Below are 16,625 nucleotides of genomic sequence, written 5' to 3' on the forward strand. Positions count from 1 at the left end.
ATGCTGAAATACCCAGCACGGTTGCTGCGGCGATACTGAAGGTTGAGCGCTGGGGAAATCGATTTTCCGCTCCCGCTCGCTGGTACCGCTCACCGCTACCCCACTTGGGGAGCGGCCGCCGGTTACCCAGCGAACTACCCAGCGAACTACCCAGCGAACCTTTCCGACTGGATGCACGAAACGGAGGTAGTTGTATGTGTTTCGATGCGTTGACGATTGGCGGTTTGCTCGTTGCAGTGGTGAGTGGCGGATTCTTGGTCGGCCTGGTCTCGCAGAATGACCGGTCTGCTTCCAAGGCGCCTTCTCTCAAGCAGCGTTCTCTCCAAGCCGAGCAGCCCGTAGCAGCCGTGCCGCAGGATTGATAACCACTCATCGAACCGGTTCTGGGCAGCAAGCCTCTTTGGGCCGCCCCGACGGAAGCACACCCTGTCGCGGCGGTCTCTTTTTTGGCGAGCTGCGTCCTGTTCGGGCGACCTGTCACCCTGGTTCGGGAGACTGATCCGGCGATACAGCGATCAGGTCGCGATGGGCTAGCGCGATCTTCAGCCCCCCTGCTGCGGCCTCGGCCTGCCGCGCTGCACACCAGGCCTGCAGTCGCGAAGTCGCCGTCGGGTCGACCTCGCAGGCGGCGTCAACCCATCCCTCGAGCAGCGCCTGCTGCAGCGGCGCCTCATCAGCCTCCAGAGACCAGGCGCTCGGCGCTGTTTGCACCTGATAACCCGCCGCCAGTGCCAATCGCTGTGCCGCGGCAGAAGCGCTTGGCCCCAACGCTGGTCCGAATCCCTTATCGCGACGCTGATGCTGGTTGACCAGCGCAATCACTTCTTGGTCCATCGGCTGTGCAGGCGCGAGCCGCACCCGGCCATCGTAGCTTAGCGCAAACAGCAGCGAACAGCTGGCACCTTTGCAGCGCTCAACGACTGCGCACAGCCAGGGCTCGGAGACGAGATCCAACAACGCCGAGGCCGTGACCAGGCCGCCGCTTGGTAGCTGCTGCGCCCTGAGGCCAGCGGCAAGATCGGCCTGCCCCACCTGTACTTGTGCGTCCCAGGCCGGGCCGGCGAGCAGGAGGCTGCCGGCTTTGACATCCACTTGGTAACCCCGAGCGCTGGCCCAGTCCCGGGTGAGACGCAACAACCCGTCGAGGAGGATGGGGTCGTGGTCGAGGCACCGCCATTGCTGTCCGCTGCCAAGCTTCGGCGCGAGATAGCGCAGATTGGCGCCCGTGCCGGCCCCGAGATCGAGTATCTGCAGCGGACGCTGAGCGCAGGACGTTGCCAGAGCAGGTCTTTGCAGCGCTTGGAGCAAACTGTCGGCTCGTGCGCGGTGGTCGGCCTCCTCGCGCAGCTGCAGCCAGTTCAGACTGAACTCAGACATGCTCGAGTAACGCGCTCCAGCGCCGGATACAGCTCGGCCAATCCGGAAGTCGTTTCCGCGCCTGCTCGGCGCCGGCAGCGAGCCCCGTAAGCCGTTCGCGGTCATGAAGCAGTTCGCGCAGCGCAGCGGTCAGCGCTTCGCTCGATCCGGGCTCCACGAGCAGACCGGCCTGAGGTGGAACCGTTTCATGGACCGCGCCGGCACCGCTGCCGAGGATGGGCAGACCGCGTGCCAGGGCCTCGGCAAAGGCCATCCCGTAGCCTTCATAGAGGCTCGGCAGCACGAACAGATCGGCCTCCTGGTACGCCTGTTCGAGCGCCGTGTCGTTGAGCTCACCGGCCAGGGTGATCCGTTCGTGTAGCCCCAGGCTGTCGATCAGTACCCGAGTTCGCGCGGCGGTCTCGGGGTCACGGGCGAGGCTGCCAACGATCGTCAGGTGCCAGCGCTCATCTCTCAGTCGCGCGAGGGCCTCGATCAAGAAGCGGTGGCCTTTTCGCGGGATCAGCGTCCCGACGCAAAGCAGCTGCAGCGGCGGGAGGCCAGTGCGGGCCGCGAGCGATGCGGGATCGGTGCCCGGCTCGATGACGTCGATGCGGTCTGCATCCTGACCCATCGCGGTGAGGCGGCGGGCGGTGGCCGCGCTGGTGACGACGATCCGATGCACAGAGGCGAGTGCGGCCTGCTCACTCGCGCGCAGCGCTGCGGCGCGCTCGGGTGTGAGACCGGCCTCGTCTGCAAGCGGGTGGTGCACCAGCGCGAGGATGCGCAGGCGCTCACGGTGGGCCGCGACGAGCTCCGGCATCACGCCAAGCGCGAGTCCGTCGATCAGCACCAGCTCTCCGGGGTCGAGCTCGGCAAGCCGGGTCGCGGCCTCGGTCAGTGCGTCGGCAGTCGGTACGGGAAAACTGTCGTCGAGGCGGGTGACGCGGACCGTCCAACCGAGCTCGCATAGGCCCCTGATCAGCCGCCGGTCATAGCGGTAGCCGCCGGTGCGGGCGCCGAGGTCCCCCGGGACCAGGACCCGCAGGCGTCGGACAGGAATGACGCATCCCTCCAATCGGTCCGCTCGGCTCAATCCTTGCCGAGCTCGACCAGATGATCGAGGAGCGCCTCGGTCTGCGCTGCATCAAGCGAGCCGCATTGATCGGCTGCGGGATGTGTTCGCCGCCCAGCGCCGAAGTCGCGGATCTGCTTGCTCAGATAGGCGGGATACTGATCGATCAGCGGGGGGGCGCTGCCGCCGCCGCCTTCGTCGCCGTGACAGCTGGCGCAGTCGGCCTGATAGCGCTCAGCCCCGGCGGCTGCCAGTGCCTGCTTTGAACCGTAGGTCTCGATCGCGTCACGACTCGGCTCATAGGGCCAGAGCGCGAGTTGCGGCGGGGGCATCGCGGCGATATGCGCAGAGACCTTGTCGATCACCGTCTCGTCGAAACGATGGTGCTTGAAGATCGGGATCATCGGCTTGTTGACACGGCGCTGGGCCTTGAAATCATGCAGCTGCTTATCGATGTAGCCAACCGGAAGACCTGCGATGCGCGGATATTTGCCGGATTCGCCACCGGCACCCCTGTCACCATGGCAGCTCTCGCAGTAGCGGTAGATCGCTTCCCCGGTGACCCCTTCTTGCTGCTGTGCTGCAGTAGGGCCTGGTAAGGGGCCGGTCAGCAGCAATGCCAGAATGCAGCAGCGGGCAAGGGTTGGGATGGAGAAGCTTGAATGGGACATCGGTGCGGCCTGATCGCTAGCGTGAAACAGTCTGATTCGGGATGATCGCGCCTGCTGATGATAAGGTCGCCGGGGCCATTGAACTAGGGCAGATGGCCCGATCGACTCTGGATTCGGCCGAGAGGCGTTAGCTTATGGTGTCGCCTCATCAATACACCTGCCAGGCTGAACAAGCTGCTGATTTCTGAGCCGATACAGGGCATTCTGTTAGGGTTCCCAAGGCTGTCGCCGTGCGTGAGTCCCGGGGCGAGGATCGATCCGCCGGGTTTCACGAACGCGGACTCGATACTCCGATGGGCTTCTCTGCTGGGTGCCGAGCCGTCGTGAATGGCGCCGGCGATCCTTGACGACGGACAACGCAATGAGTGGGCGACCATGCTTGAATCGGCGGTCGCGTGTTGACAGCCCCCGCCGTTTGCCCGATATGAAACGCAAAGCATTGATTGCGATCGCCGCCTTGATCCCGCTCGTGCTGATCGGGGCTGCCCTGTTGTCACTGCCCGAGCCCGATTTTGAGGTCGTCGCCAAGGGTGACGGTTACGAACTGCGGCGCTATGAGCCGTTCAATGTCGCGCAGACACGGGTCGCCGGCGACTTCGACGGCGCAACCGAGAACGCCTTCGAGCGCCTCGTGGACTACATCCAGCGCGGCAATCGCGGTAACCGCAATCTGCCGATGATGGCCCCTGTGAACCAGTTCCGAGCCGAGGACGATGCGTCGAGCTCGTGGCTGGTGCAGTTCGTGATGCCGACGGAGTATCCGCTATCCTATCTGCCGGCCCCGGCCGACGAGCGGGTCTTGCTGCAGACGATGCCCGAGCGCCTCGTCGCTGCGCTCCGCTATCGTGGCGGCTGGAGCGAGGAACGCTACCGCGAGCACGAGGCCGCGCTGCTGCAGGCGCTCGAGGACGATGGGCTCCGGGTTATCGGCGCGCCGGTGTTCGCGCGGTACAATGCCCCTTTCGTACCCGGGTTTTTACGCCGGAATGAGGTCTTGGTCGAGGTTGCCGACGACTCTCCGTCCGACGAAGTTCCGCCACTCGATAGGTGAATCCCATGTCCGTAGTCACGGGAGCGCGTTTTGGTCTCCGCCTCGATCCGCTTGCCTCGGCCGCTTCTGCGCCGTTGCGCCGGCAGGTGGAGCTGCCCGAGGCACTTGATGCCACGCGCGACAGCTTTGCGACCACGCATCTGAAAGAGATCAGCTACTACGTCGGCGGGCCGGAGGATGGCCGACCGCTGGTGTTGCTGCACAGCATCAATGCAGCGCCCAGCGCGTTCGAGATGAAACCACTCTACGACCACTACTGCGCCAGCCGCCGTGTCTATGTGCCAGAACTGCCGGGATTCGGCTTTTCGGACCGCAGCGATCGCCCCTACTCTCCGGAACTCTATGCGAACGCGATCAATGCCTTCTTGACCAATGTGGTGCAGGCTCCGGCCGATGTGATCGCGTTTTCGCTGAGCAGCGAGTTTGCTGCACGGGCAGCGCTCGCGGCGAGTGAGCGCTTTCTGAGCTTGGCGCTGCTGTCGCCGACGGGCTTCAGCGATCGCAAGCTGCCCTCCGGCGGCGTTGGTCGGGCCATGCATGGCTTCTTCACCTTGCCCGGTCTCGGCCAGGGTCTCTACGAGCTGTTGACCAAACGGCCGAGCATTCGCTACTTCCTGCGCCGGAGCTATGTCGGCGAGCCACCCGAGGCGATGGTCGATTACGCCTATGCGACCTCGCACCAGCCCGGTGCGCGGCATGCGCCGTACTATTTCCTGGCCGGGCAGCTGTTTACCCGCCAGGCGACCGAGACCCTTTACGCCAAACTCGGGCTCCCGGTACTGGTGCTTTACGATCGCGATGCCAATGTCGGCTTTGAGCTGCTGCCGGATTTCCTCTCGACCCACCCAAACTGGAAGGCCGTTCGCGTCGCGCCGACGCTTGGTATCCCCCAATGGGAGCGCCCGGAGGGCGTTGTCGCTGCGCTCGATGAATTCTGGTCGCAACGTGATTGACCCATCGGGCTCGGCGGTGACACGGCGGTCATCCAATTCGAATCCCTTGCCGCTGTAGCGCGCCGGCGTCGGCTTGGCGGCGGCCAAGCTCGACGCCTGGGCTTCGCTTGGATTCAGCCAAGGTTCTAACGTGCTCGCTCCGCTGCAAGTGCTCGACCAGTTGAAGGTATCCCTCGCCGAAGGCATCGGCAGACTGCCTCTGAACGGCGAGGACGGGATGGTCTCGTTGCTGTTGGGGCTGCCGCGTGTGCCGACCTCGCTGCCGCAGCGAGTGGGTCCGCATTTTCACTTCCGGCATGTGCACCGTGACGATCTGCGAGCCGGTTACGGTATTGCCGCCGAGTGGAGCGCCGGGGGTCCGGCGAGGCTCGAGCAGTTGGCCGAGTCTGCGCGCGGACTGCGAGCGGTCTGGGAACGTGTCGATCCGGACGAGACCGGCTTCGATGCCTTTGCGATGTTGGGCTTCGCGGCCACCGTTGATGCAGCGCCGATGATCGAGGACCATCTGCCGAACGCGCTGTTCTGGGTGCCCGAGGTCGGGATTCGCTCGAGTGGCGGCAGTGCCGTCTTGGTGCTCTCGACGCGTCGTCCGGCGCAGGCCTCGGCGCTGCTGCAGCGCTGGAGCGGGTTGCTCGATGAGTTGATCCCGTCCTTCTACCAACCGGTCGATGGTCCGCGGATGCCTGCCGACCTGCGGCGGGAGTTCGCCGAGCCGGACCGTGCCGGTTGGGCCGAGCTGGTGAAGGCTGCGCTCGCTCAGATCCACCAAGGTGCGCTGCAGAAGGTCGTGCTCTCGCGCCGGATCGACGTCACCGGCACCCGCTGCTTCGATGTCAACCGGCTGCTGGGGGCCTTGAGCTGCCTGTTCCCGTCCTGTCAGATCGTGAGTCTACGCCGCAACGGGTCGACCTTCGTCGCCGCCACGCCGGAACGGCTGCTGAGCCAGCATGGCCGGGCCATCGAGGTCGACGCGATCGCCGGCACCGCTGGCCGTGACCAGGATGTCGATGCCGATACGGCGCTGGCCGAGGCCCTCTGCACCTCGGACAAGAACCTGCGTGAGCATCAGTTCGTCATCGATGCGATCCGCGAAGCCTTGCAGCCCTGCTGCGCCCGGATTGAGGCACCGGAACAGCCGCAGCTGATGCAGTTGAGTAATGCCCAGCACCTATGGAGCCCGATTCGGGCCCAGGCCGACGAGGCGGTGGATCTCTTCGAGCTGGCCGCGCGGCTGCATCCGACCCCGGCGACCAACGGTCAGCCCCGCCATAGCGCGAGCGGTTGGCTGCAGGCGGGCGAGCCCTTCCAGCGCGGCTGGTATACCGGTGCTGCTGGTACGCTCGAGCCGGACCTCAGCGGGGAACTCTGGGTCCTACTGCGCTGCGCCCGGCTCTGCGGTCAGCGCGCCGAGCTCTATGCTGGTGCCGGGATCGTCGCGGGCTCTGATCCCGGCACCGAATGGGAGGAGACCGAGGCCAAGCTCAGCGCGATGCTGTCCGCGCTGCAGTACGCGTGAGCGCGCCGGCCCAGACATCGAGCGCCGCCGCCGGCTTCGCCGAGGACCTCGGCTGTTGCAATCTGCGCTGGTCGTTGGCGCTGCTCGAAGGCATGGTCGCGGCCGGAATCAGCCAGCTGGTGCTGTCGCCGGGGGCGCGTTCGACCCCAGTCGTGATCGCCGCGCAGCGCTTGGAGCAGGCGGGCCATCTGGTGCTGACGCCGGTGCTCGATGAGCGCAGCGCAGGCTTCTTCGCGCTCGGTCTCGCTCGTGCCAGTCTGCAGCCGGTGGCGCTGCTTGCGACCTCCGGCAGCGCGCCGGCGCACTGGTATCCGGCGGTGATCGAGGCATCAGAATCCGGTCTGCCGTTGTTGCTGCTCTCGGCCGATCGGCCGCCGCGGCTGCATGGCTGGGGCGCCAACCAGACCATCGATCAAACGCGGCTGTTCGGCGCCTTCGTACGTGAGTTCCATGATCCCGGCCCGCCGCAGCCCTGCCCCTCCCGGTCCGCCGCGTCCCAGCACGAAGCCGTCCAGTCCGACGCACCCGGGCCCTCGCAGTCGCAGGCAGCCGCCGCCCTCAAGGCGCAGCGCGCGCTTGGCCGGCGTGCGGCTGAGGTCAGCCAGGGCCGGCACGCCGGGCCGGTGCACATCAACCTGCCGTTCGATGAGCCATTGGTTCCTGGGCAGGACTGCAATGCCACGGTTGTGATACCGGGGCACGCGCTGCCGAGCTCAAGTCCCGAGCCGACGGTGTCGTCAACGTCACCGGGAACGCTGGCCAGCCCGCCGCGGACGGCGTTCAGCCAAGGCTCGACAGCGCCTGGGCTCGAACCCACAAGTGATAGTGAGGCTCGGCCCGCAGCGCTCAGCGTTCGGGCTAAGCTCTCCGGCTGGCCTAAAGGGCGCGGGCTGATCGTCTGCGGGCCCGGCGCCGAGCAGCGGACTCCCGTCAGCGCGCAAGCTGATCGGCTTCCACTGCAACAGGCGTTGGCGCCTGCGCTCTGGCGCTGCGCCGATGTGCTGGCGCTGCCGGTCTTGGTCGATCCGCTCTCGGGATTGCGCACAGGTCCCGGCTCGGATGCGCGCGTGAGCGCCTATGATGCGATCCTGCGCAACTCGAGCGCGGCGCAGGCGCTGCGGCCGGACTGGGTGCTGCGGATCGGCCGGGCGCCGGTGTCGAAGGTGCTCGGTCGATGGCTCGAGGGGGTGCCGGCGATCCTCGCCGATCCGGCCGGGCGCTGGTCCGACCCGGGGCACGACGCGCTGAGCCGACTCGAGCTGCCCGCCGCGGCGGTCTGCGAGGCACTGGTTGCGCAGCAGTTGGTTGCAGCGGATCAGGAATGGCTCGAGTGCTGGCGCTCGGCCGAGCAGCGCGCTTGGGGGCTGGTCGCGGCCGAGCTCGACGCTGCGTCGGAGGACGGTCCGGCTGGGCTGGCGCCGCTGACCGAAGGCCAGGTGGTGCACGTACTGCGCCGACTGATTCCAACCGGCGAGGCCCTGTTCTGCGGCAACTCGATGCCGATTCGCCAACTCGATACCTGGTGGCGCGGCGGCGACGCTCAGGTTGCACTGCTCGGGAACCGCGGCGCCAGCGGGATCGATGGCTATCTGTCGACCTTGGCCGGGCTCAGTGCTGCCGGGCTGCATTGTTGGGGGCTGACTGGAGACCTGTCCTTTTGCCACGATCTGAGCGGGCTGCTGCTGGCGGCACGGCTCGACCGGCCGCTGCTGGTGCTGAATAATGACGGCGGCCATATCTTCGACTATCTGCCGCAAAACGGTCTGCCCGACTTCGAGCGTCTGTGGCAGACGCCGCAGCGGGTCTCGATCGGGGCGGTGGCTGCCCTTGCCGGTCTGCAGCACAGGCAGGTTGGCGATGTGGTAGGCCTCGAGCAGGCGCTGGCCGATATCGGGCTCGGCCCTGCGGTGATCGAGGTGTGGGTCGATCCGGAGATCAGTCGGCGGACCCATCTTGGGCTCTGGGAGCGTCTGGCCCGGACCTCGACCCTGAGCGATTGACTCCCCGGCACACCAGCGCAGCCTTGTGGTCAGAGCCGAGAGCCGAGAGCCGAGAATCAGGCTAGTACCGCGTTCCACCTTATTTTGCCGTCGTTCCAGCAGGATGCCGGAACCCAGTGCCAAAGGCGTTAGGCGATTGCCGGAAAAGCTCGTACCGAATTGCGCAGGATGTTCGGTTGCCTTCGAGGAGCGTCGCCGGGAGCATAGCCGGGCTATGTGACCGGCGGCGCGACGAAGAAGGCGAGCGAAAAGACCAGCAAGGCGGTATGAGCTTTGACAGAAATCGCCTTAGCTCGCGGTCGGCACAGAGTGGCAAGATAAGCTGGAACGGTCTACTAGGTGCCTGCGCTGTTCAGGGCGATACGGGGCCGGATGATCAACGAGACCGATGAAGGTGGGCTCGAGTGCCCGGCGCGCTGGCGTTCTGCACTGGCGCAGCAGTGGAAATCGACAAGAGAACAAGACTGATCATGACCGAAGACCAACAGCCGCCCAAGCCGATCGCCTGGGAGCCGGTGACCGAGCCCGGCTATCAGGACATCCTGATGCACCGAGCCGAGGGTATCGCCAAGATCACGATCAACCGGCCCGAGGTACGCAATGCGTTCCGGCCGGAGACCGTGCTCGAGCTCAGTGACGCGTTCCGCCGTGCCCATCTGGACCCCCAGATCGGCGTGATCATCTTGACCGGCGCCGGCGAGCTGGCATTCTGCTCCGGCGGCGATCAGCGCATCCGCGGTGATGCCGGTTATCGGGACACTGCGGGTGCTGAGCATCTCAATGTGCTCGAGCTGCAGCGTCAGATCCGAACCTTGCCGAAGCCGGTGGTCGCGATGGTCGCCGGGTACGCGATCGGCGGCGGTCATGTGCTGCACCTGATCTGCGATCTGAGCATCGCCGCCGAGAATGCCCGCTTCGGTCAGACCGGACCCAAGGTCGGCAGCTTCGATGCGGGCTTCGGGGCCGGGCAGATGGCGCGTACCATCGGTCTGAAACGGGCCAAGGAGATCTGGTTCCTGTGCCGCCAGTACGACGCCCAAGAGGCACTGGCGATGGGGCTCGTCAACACCGTGGTGCCGCTCGCGGAGCTGGAGGCGACGACGGTCGACTGGTGCCGACAGATGCTGAGGCACTCGCCAACGGCCCTGCGTCTGCTCAAGGCCGCCTTCAATGCAGATAGCGACGGGCTCGCCGGAATCCAGGAGCTGGCCGGCAATGCGACCGGGCTGTTCTACACGACCGCCGAGGCCCAGGAAGGCCGCGATGCCTTTCTCGAGAAGCGCGCTCCCGATTTCGGCCCGTTTCGGCGCCATTCCTAGATGCCCGGGTATGACGTCCGCCTAAGACGCCCTAACAAAGTGCCTCCTGTAGCCAGATAGATCAGGGGTTTGCGCGGGTCAAGCGGCCGTTTTGATAGGGCCTCTAGGTCTGAGCAAGCCGCTGACTTCGATTGCTTTACTGCGGCCTGTTATAGTCGCCCGCCCTGGTTCCCGGACAGGCTGAGCCGATTGGTGCTGACTGTTCCGGCGTTTTCAGTCCGGCGATCAGGCGGAACGGCGATAAGGCTGGTTTGACCCGGATGCGCTGACATCCCCCCGCCCTGCCGAGCAACCCCTGAGCAAAGCCGAACGACGCAGGCCGAGATAGAGTCCGATGAACCTCCAATCAGAGCAACCCGCCGATGCCGATGAGACGCTTGGGCCGTTGCGGCGCTGGGTCGAGGCCGCACGCCCGCGGACCCTGCCGTTGGCCGTCTCGCCGGTGTTGGGCGGCCTATTCCTGGCAGTAGCCCAGAGCGGACAGCTCGCGTTCTTCACTGCGCTGGCGACCCTGATCGCTGCGGCCGGTATCCAGGTCGGTACCAATCTCTACAATGATGCGGCCGATTTCGAGCGTGGCACCGATACGCCCGATCGACTGGGTCCGCCGCGGGCGGCCGCTCAGGGCTGGTTCACGGCGGCAGAGGTCAAGCGCGCCGCACATCTGGTGTTCCTGACCAGCTTCCTGCTTGGGCTGCTGTTGGTGCTGCGCGGCGGCTTGCCGATCTTTCTCCTCGGCGTCGCTGCGATCGCCGCCGGCTATGCCTATACCAGCGGGCCGCGTCCGATTGCCTATCGCCCCTACGGCGAGCTCTATGTGCTGGTCTTCTTCGGGATCAGCGCGGTCGGCGGCACCTACTACCTCCAGACCCTGACATTGTCGGTGCAGGCGATTACGCTCGGGATCGCGCTCGGCCTCCCGGCGGCGGCGGTGCTGCTGCTGAACAACTATCGAGATTTCGAGACCGATCGCGCGGCCGGGCGGCGCACGCTCTGTCATCTGCTCGGCCGGCCAGCGGCGCGGGTGCTCTACGCGGCACTCCTGCTGCTGCCGATCCCATTGCTGCTGCTCGGCGGCTTGCCAATGCAGGGCTGGCTACTGCTGCTCGCGCTGCCGCTGGCGCTGGTTCTGATCAGGCGCCTGTGGCAGCTTGAGGGGCGGGCGCTGAACCAGCTGCTGGCTCAGACTGGGCAATACCAGCTCGCCTTGGTGCTATTGCTCGGGGCCGGGCTGCTGCTCGGGGCCTAGGACGCCCTAGCAATGGGCCGGCCAGCCTAGAGATGCTGCTGATTTCGATGGCCGTCGGAGGCATTTCGTTCGGACTTATCGGTGCCGCCGCTCAGCTACCGAACCGAGCCGGGGCGTTTCTTGGCTGGCGGCCAGTCGTCGTCGATATCCCATTCTACTCTCGGCCTGCCTGGTGACGACCGTCGTCGCGACCGTCGTCGCACCTCCGCAGTTTCCTAGGCTGTCGGTCATCGCCTATCGGTTGCCGCTGCGCCGTCCCTGGCGCAGCGCCCATGTTCTGCGCCGCGAGCGCTGCGGCTGGCTCGTGCGTGCCGAGCTCGACGGGCTGGCCGGCTATGGTGACTGTGCGCCATTGCCCGAGGCTGGCACAGAGACGGCCGAGGCCGCGCGAGATCGGCTTGAGGAGTGGTGCCGGCAGGCCGGCTCGTCGCCTCTGGCGGAGCAATTGGACCTGCTTGCGGGTGCGGCGCGGCTGCGACGGGGCTCGGCTGCGGTCGCTGAGGACCAGCCTGTTCGGCCGACAGCGCTCTCCTCGGCTACGCCTGCGGCGGATGCCGCATTGGAGACGGCGCTGCTCGATCTCGACGCCCGGCGGCAGCGGATAACGCTGCGCGCGCGGCTGCTTCGGGATGCGCCCTTGTTCGTACCGATTCCCCTGCCCGCTGTGCTCCCGGTCAATGCGGCCTTGGGTGCGGTGACCGACTGTCGTCCCTCAGCCCTTGATATGGCGCTCTCAGCTGGCTACAGCGTGCTCAAGCTCAAGGTCGGTGTCGCGCCGCGGGATGACGAGATCAGGGGGCTGCAGGCGCTCTGCGACCTGTTGCCGCCTGCCGTGCGGCTGCGCTTGGATGCGAATCAGGCCTGGTCACCGGCCGAGGCACAGCAATTATTGGAACTCCTAGAGCCGTTGAGCGAGCGCATCGAATCGCTCGAGGAGCCGCTGCGTCCTGATCCGGAGCTGACCCGGCACGATGCCGTACTTCGGGCGCTGCAAGCGCAGGCGGCCTTCAGCATCGCATTGGACGAGTCACTGGCGGGTCGAGGCTGGCCGCCCACATTCGCTGATCTGCCGGTGCGGCGATTGGTGCTGAAGCCTGCAGTACTCGGTGGACTGAGGTCGACCCTGGCCTTGGCTCAGGCCGCCCAGTCGGCCGGCCTCGAGGTGGTGATCACCAGCTTGATCGAATCCGCCGCGGGCCTCTGGGCCAGTGCCCAGCTCGCGGCCGCAATCGGCTCGCCGCTGGCGCATGGGCTGGCCACCAGCGACTGGCTGGCGGCCGATTTGGGGGGCGCACCGACGATCGAGCATGGACAGCTTTGGCTCGGCGAGACCGCAGGCAGCGGCTTTACCCCAACCCCCTCGATGCACAGCCGTTTTGCCTGATCAGCGATCGTAAGCGGTTGACCTAGCGCAAGCCAGTGGAAATCCCGAGACCGATTGTCGCTGCCCCAATGGCCGTGGGATAGGAGCCCGCTTGCGGGCGATTTTCGCCGCCGTGAGCGCGGCCTGCTCGCCCGCAAGCGGGCTCCTACGGGCGATGGGTGCTCGAGAAGCGGTTCGGAACAGGTGAGCGCGGCCTGCTCGCCTACAGCGCTGAGAGCCAGATGGCCGGAAAAGGGTCTCGGCGTTTCTGACGCGATGCACTAGGAACCGCAGTTGGACAGCCATCATCCATGGATGCGCCTCAGAAAGCATCATAAGTTGCTATCCTTCAAAGGGTTGCATGCTTTGTGAAGCGGTCAGCTGCGGTTTCTAAGGTTAAGGCCAGGATTGTATGCGTCCATCCAGTCAGCCGGCTGCTTGGAAGCGGATCTCGGCGCTCTCGAGACTTGGTGCTGCCCATTCAGCGCATCGCCGGGTCGGTGCATCGGGGCTGGGCCACGATTGATTGTGGTCGAGGGTTCGACTAGTGTTGGGTCGTCGATCAGGCACTGGGAGGCCCGGATGCATGATCTTGAGCCCCGATCTCAGCGGAGGTTGCGTTTACCCCGACAGTGACGGTCGGCCCGTGGCGGAAAGTGATTTCCAGCGTGAGCCGCTCCTCTATGCAATCAGCGCATTGCGGCGGTGGTTCCACGCCCGCGCCGATGTCTACGTATCGGGCAACATCCTGCTGTACTACGAGCAGGGCAACCCGCGTGCGGCCGTGGCACCCGACGTGCTCGTTGTGCTTGGCGCAGCGAGCCATGATCGGCGCTCGTACAAGCTATGGGAGGAGCCGAAGGCCCCGGACTTCGTGCTCGAGGTCACCTCAAAGGCCACGGTGAGTGAGGACCAAGGCAACAAGCGCGGCCTCTATGCCTACCTCGGGGTCTCCGAGTACTGGCAGTACGACCCGACCGGTGATTATCTGAAGCCCCAGCTCGCCGGCTTCCGCCTCGTCGATCGCAACTACTGGCCGATCCCGGTCAAGGCCGATGAGGAAGGAAGCCTGATCGGCACAAGTGATGCGCTCGGGCTCAGTCTGCGGCTAGATCAGGACGGCTTCCATTTTGCGGACACGGAGTCGGGGCAGTTGTTGTTCACTTATGGCGAGCTAGACCAGGCGCGACGCGATGCCGAATCCAAGGCCGCCCTGGAGGCCGAGCGGCGCCGACAGGCCGAACAGCGTATCGCTGAGCTCGAGGCCCGATTGCGCGCGCAGGATTGAGCCGCAATCCGACGCTCGGCTGTATCGAGACAAGGCTCTTCTCATCCACCCAAGCGTGCGCTCCGACTCGATTCCCGACGCCTACCGCGGGCTGCAGCTGGGCGTTGGGCCCGCGGACGCTGAGCCGCGCAGCCTGTTGCTGCACGGCTTCACCGGGCTGGCCGAGGATTGGGTCGATGTCTGGCCGGCGAACGAGCCGGCGCTGGCGCTGGACCTGCCTGGGCATGGCACAAGCGCCGATCCACAGCGGGATTTCGAGAGCAGTCTGCAGCAGTTGCTGGCGACATTGCCCGCGTCGATCGATCGGGTCGTCGGCTACTCGCTCGGCGGTCGGCTCGCGCTCGGGCTGTTGCGGCTGGCGCCGCAGCGGTTTCGCTCTGCCGTGATCGTCTCGGCCCATCCGGGGTTGGCCGACCCTGCGGCCCGCGCCGAGCGTCGCGCGGCCGATGCGCGCTGGATCGAGCGGCTCGAGCGCGATGGGATCGACGCCTTCGTCGCGGCTTGGGAGCAGCTGCCGCTGTTCGCGAGCCAGGCGCATGTTCCGGCGGAGCGCCTGGACCATCAGCGCGCCCGGCGGTTGGATCAGCGTGCGCAGGGGCTGGCTGCCTCGTTGCGCGTGCACGGCCTGGCTGAGATGCCGCCGATGCGTGAGGTCATCGTCCAGTATCCAGGCCGGCTGCACTGGATCACTGGGGCCGAGGATCACCGATTCAGCGCGCTGGCCAGCGAGGTGCAGCGTTGGCGCCCATCGACGCGGCTGCATCGTATCGACGGCGCTGGCCATAACCCGCTGCTCGAGGCGCCAGAAGTCCTGTCGGCGCTGCTCGAACAACTGATCGCATCGTCCTGAGCGCGCAGGCGCCGGCGCCCCACACTACAACCGCCCCAGATAGGTATAGCCGTACAGGCCCGCCTTGAGCTCGGAATAGAGCTGCTCCCGCGTCTCGCGGTCGAGCCCGGCGTCGTCGAGACGCCGACGGTATTGGGCGAGCAGCGCGCGCGGCTCGAAGTGCACGGTGGTGAGCAGCTCGTCGGCCGAGTCGCCGTGCTCGAGCTCGAGCAGGCGCCAGCCGTCGGGCTGATCGGTGTCCAACTCGACGGCGACAGCATCGGTGTCGCCGAACAGGTTGTGCATGTCGCCAAGGATCTCCTGATAGGCGCCGACCAGGAAGAAGCCGAGCAGATAGGTCTCCTGCTCGGGGTCGACGGCATGGACCGGCAGGCTCGCCTCGATGCCGTCCTGATCGACGTAGTGGCTGATGCTGCCGTCGGAGTCGCAGGTCAGGTCTTGGATGACGCCGCGCTCGGTCGGCGTCTCGTCGAGCCGTTGTAATGGGCAGATCGGGAAGATCTGATCGATCGCCCAGACGTCGGGCAGCGATTGGAACAGCGAGAAGTTGCAGAACAGCTTGTCGGCGAGCAGGGCGTCGATGCGCTCGAGCAGCTCGCGCTGGCGGCGGCTCGCATGGGATAAACGTGGGCGCAGCGCGCGACAGCAGGCGATGTACAGCCCTTCGCCGCGGGCGCGCTCCTCGAGGCTCAGCTCGCCGGCGGCAAAGCGGGCGCGCAGCCCGGTCACGGCGCGCTCGGCGGCCTCGTAGATGGCAAGCGCTGGGGCTTCGGTGGCCTCGATGCGTGCACGCTCGAGCTGTTCCAGTTCGGGTGCACCCTTGCCGTTTCCTGATGGGGTTTCGCCAGCGCTTTGATCGCCGTCGCCGGCGCGCTCGCGGTCGACGACATCGGTGATCAGCACCGCATGATGGGCAGTCAGCGCGCGGCCGGACTCGGTGATCAGGTCCGGCTCGGGCAGGGAACGGGCGGCGCAGAGCTCGGCGAGCGTGCCGACCAGCGCATCGGCGTAGTCCTCGGCGCGGTAGTTCATCGAGCAGTAGGCCCGGGTGCGGGTGCCTTCGTAGTCGATGCCGAGCCCGCCGCCGAGGTCAAGGGTGTCGGGCGCAGCGCCGAGATCATGCAAGGCGGCGTAGAACTGACCGAGCTCGCCGACTCCGGCGCGGATGTCGTCGAGGCTCGGGATCTGCGAGCCCAGATGGGCGTGCAAGAGCCGCAGCCAATGGGCCTTGCCCAGCCCCTGCAGGCGCTCGACCAGCGCGAGCAGCTGCCCGGCCGACAGTCCGAACTTGGCCTTGTCACCACCGCTGTTCTGCCAGTTGCCGGCCGCCGCGGCAGCAAGCCGGATACGCACGCCGAGCGCCGGCTCGACGTCCAGCCGTGCGGCCTCCTCAAGCACGAGGTCCAGCTCCGAGGGTTTCTCGATGACGATCTTGACATCGAGCCCGAGACGGCGCCCGATCAACGCCAAACGGATGTACTCGCGGTCCTTGTAACCGTTGCAGATCACCGGCTCTGCGGGCGGCACGAGCGCGAGAACGGCCATCAGCTCCGGCTTGCTGCCGGCCTCGAGCCCGAGCCCGCCGGCCGAGAGCAGCGCCTGCACGACGCTGCGCTGCTGGTTGACCTTGATCGGGTAGACCGGCCGGTAGTGTCCGCGGTAGCGGTGGCGGTCGATCGCGTCGGCGAAGGCGGTCTGGAGACGTCGGACGCGGTGACGCAGGATATCATCGAAGCGCACCAGTACCGGCAACGAGAGCCCGACCGCGCGCAACCGTTCGGCGAGCGCGACCAGCTCGATGCGGGTCTGCGATTGCGGATGCGGTCGCGCGCAGAGATGGCCGCCGGGACCGATCTCGAAGTAGCCTTCGCTCCAACGTGCGATGGCGTAGACGCGGTTGCAGTCGGTGTTCGCTCGGTCCATCAGGAGACGCT

Annotated in this window: 13 protein-coding genes; 9 read left to right on the forward strand and 4 right to left on the reverse strand. The window is 66.4% G+C overall.

What is annotated here, in order from left to right; genetic code table 11:
• Nucleotides 1-477: 477 nt before the first annotated feature.
• From CKO40_RS12985 to CKO40_RS12995, 3 genes are read right to left on the reverse strand one after another with little or no spacing between them, the layout of a single operon-like run.
• The gene (locus CKO40_RS12985; RefSeq protein ID WP_200346649.1) at nt 478-1,377 is read right to left on the reverse strand and encodes a class I SAM-dependent methyltransferase; all 900 of its coding nucleotides are present in this window, start codon (nt 1,375-1,377) and stop codon (nt 478-480) included.
• Nucleotides 1,370-2,434, reverse strand: coding sequence for a glycosyltransferase family 4 protein (locus tag CKO40_RS12990; protein ID WP_200346650.1), 1,065 nt, complete (start codon nt 2,432-2,434; stop codon nt 1,370-1,372). Before CKO40_RS12990 ends, CKO40_RS12985 begins: the two co-directional genes overlap by 8 nt.
• Before the next feature lie 14 nt (nt 2,435-2,448).
• Nucleotides 2,449-3,102 (reverse strand): c-type cytochrome, encoded by a 654-nt coding sequence (locus tag CKO40_RS12995; RefSeq protein WP_200346651.1) that lies wholly within the window; start codon nt 3,100-3,102, stop codon nt 2,449-2,451.
• 424 nt (nt 3,103-3,526) lie between these two features.
• On the opposite strand from CKO40_RS12995, the gene CKO40_RS13000 reads away from it, so the two are divergent.
• From CKO40_RS13000 to CKO40_RS13040, 9 genes are all read left to right on the forward strand, one after another.
• Nucleotides 3,527-4,153, forward strand: a complete 627-nt coding sequence (locus tag CKO40_RS13000; protein WP_242477015.1) for an SOUL family heme-binding protein — start codon at nt 3,527-3,529, stop codon at nt 4,151-4,153.
• Nucleotides 4,154-4,158: 5 nt separating this feature from the next.
• Nucleotides 4,159-5,106 carry an alpha/beta fold hydrolase gene (locus CKO40_RS13005; RefSeq protein ID WP_200346652.1) on the forward strand — a complete coding sequence of 316 codons (948 nt, stop codon included), beginning with the start codon at nt 4,159-4,161 and terminating at the stop codon, nt 5,104-5,106.
• A 130-nt stretch (nt 5,107-5,236) separates the two neighbouring features.
• Nucleotides 5,237-6,622: an isochorismate synthase gene (locus tag CKO40_RS13010; protein WP_200346653.1), complete on the forward strand. Its 1,386-nt coding sequence runs from the start codon at nt 5,237-5,239 to the stop codon at nt 6,620-6,622.
• The gene (gene menD / locus CKO40_RS13015; protein ID WP_338074170.1) at nt 6,619-8,622 is read left to right on the forward strand and encodes a 2-succinyl-5-enolpyruvyl-6-hydroxy-3-cyclohexene-1-carboxylic-acid synthase; all 2,004 of its coding nucleotides are present in this window, start codon (nt 6,619-6,621) and stop codon (nt 8,620-8,622) included. The genes CKO40_RS13010 and menD overlap by 4 nt, the downstream gene beginning before the upstream one ends.
• 470 nt (nt 8,623-9,092) lie before the next feature.
• Nucleotides 9,093-9,941 (forward strand): 1,4-dihydroxy-2-naphthoyl-CoA synthase, encoded by an 849-nt coding sequence (menB, locus tag CKO40_RS13020; protein ID WP_200346655.1) that lies wholly within the window; start codon nt 9,093-9,095, stop codon nt 9,939-9,941.
• A gap of 334 nt (nt 9,942-10,275) precedes the next feature.
• Nucleotides 10,276-11,190 carry a 1,4-dihydroxy-2-naphthoate octaprenyltransferase gene (menA, locus tag CKO40_RS13025; protein ID WP_200346656.1) on the forward strand — a complete coding sequence of 305 codons (915 nt, stop codon included), beginning with the start codon at nt 10,276-10,278 and terminating at the stop codon, nt 11,188-11,190.
• Nucleotides 11,191-11,362: 172 nt separating this feature from the next.
• A complete protein-coding gene (gene menC, locus CKO40_RS13030) occupies nt 11,363-12,574 on the forward strand; it encodes an o-succinylbenzoate synthase (protein ID WP_200346657.1) in 1,212 nt (403 codons plus the stop codon).
• A gap of 625 nt (nt 12,575-13,199) precedes the next feature.
• On the forward strand, nt 13,200-13,841 hold the full coding sequence (locus tag CKO40_RS13035; RefSeq protein WP_200346658.1) for a Uma2 family endonuclease: 642 nt from the start codon (nt 13,200-13,202) through the stop codon (nt 13,839-13,841).
• 55 nt (nt 13,842-13,896) lie between these two features.
• On the forward strand, nt 13,897-14,691 hold the full coding sequence (locus CKO40_RS13040) for an alpha/beta fold hydrolase (RefSeq protein WP_338074171.1): 795 nt from the start codon (nt 13,897-13,899) through the stop codon (nt 14,689-14,691).
• Between the two features lie 24 nt (nt 14,692-14,715).
• Here CKO40_RS13040 and speA read toward each other — a convergent pair whose 3' ends face one another.
• Nucleotides 14,716-16,614: a biosynthetic arginine decarboxylase gene (speA, locus tag CKO40_RS13045; RefSeq protein ID WP_200346660.1), complete on the reverse strand. Its 1,899-nt coding sequence runs from the start codon at nt 16,612-16,614 to the stop codon at nt 14,716-14,718.
• Nucleotides 16,615-16,625 lie beyond the last annotated feature (11 nt).

This window comes from Halochromatium glycolicum (genome assembly GCF_016584085.1).
GTDB lineage: Bacteria > Pseudomonadota > Gammaproteobacteria > Chromatiales > Chromatiaceae > Lamprobacter > Lamprobacter glycolicus.

Excerpts from the sequence above, each read along its gene's own strand:
- CKO40_RS12985 (WP_200346649.1), bottom strand. The coding sequence starts at position 1,377 with ATGTCTGAGTTCAGTCTGAACTGGCTGCAGCTGCGCGAGGAGGCCGAC.
- CKO40_RS12995 (WP_200346651.1), bottom strand. The coding sequence starts at position 3,102 with ATGTCCCATTCAAGCTTCTCCATCCCAACCCTTGCCCGCTGCTGCATT.
- CKO40_RS13000 (WP_242477015.1), top strand. The coding sequence starts at position 3,527 with ATGAAACGCAAAGCATTGATTGCGATCGCCGCCTTGATCCCGCTCGTG.
- CKO40_RS13005 (WP_200346652.1), top strand. The coding sequence starts at position 4,159 with ATGTCCGTAGTCACGGGAGCGCGTTTTGGTCTCCGCCTCGATCCGCTT.
- menB (WP_200346655.1), top strand. The coding sequence starts at position 9,093 with ATGACCGAAGACCAACAGCCGCCCAAGCCGATCGCCTGGGAGCCGGTG.
- menA (WP_200346656.1), top strand. The coding sequence starts at position 10,276 with ATGAACCTCCAATCAGAGCAACCCGCCGATGCCGATGAGACGCTTGGG.
- speA (WP_200346660.1), bottom strand. The coding sequence starts at position 16,614 with ATGGACCGAGCGAACACCGACTGCAACCGCGTCTACGCCATCGCACGT.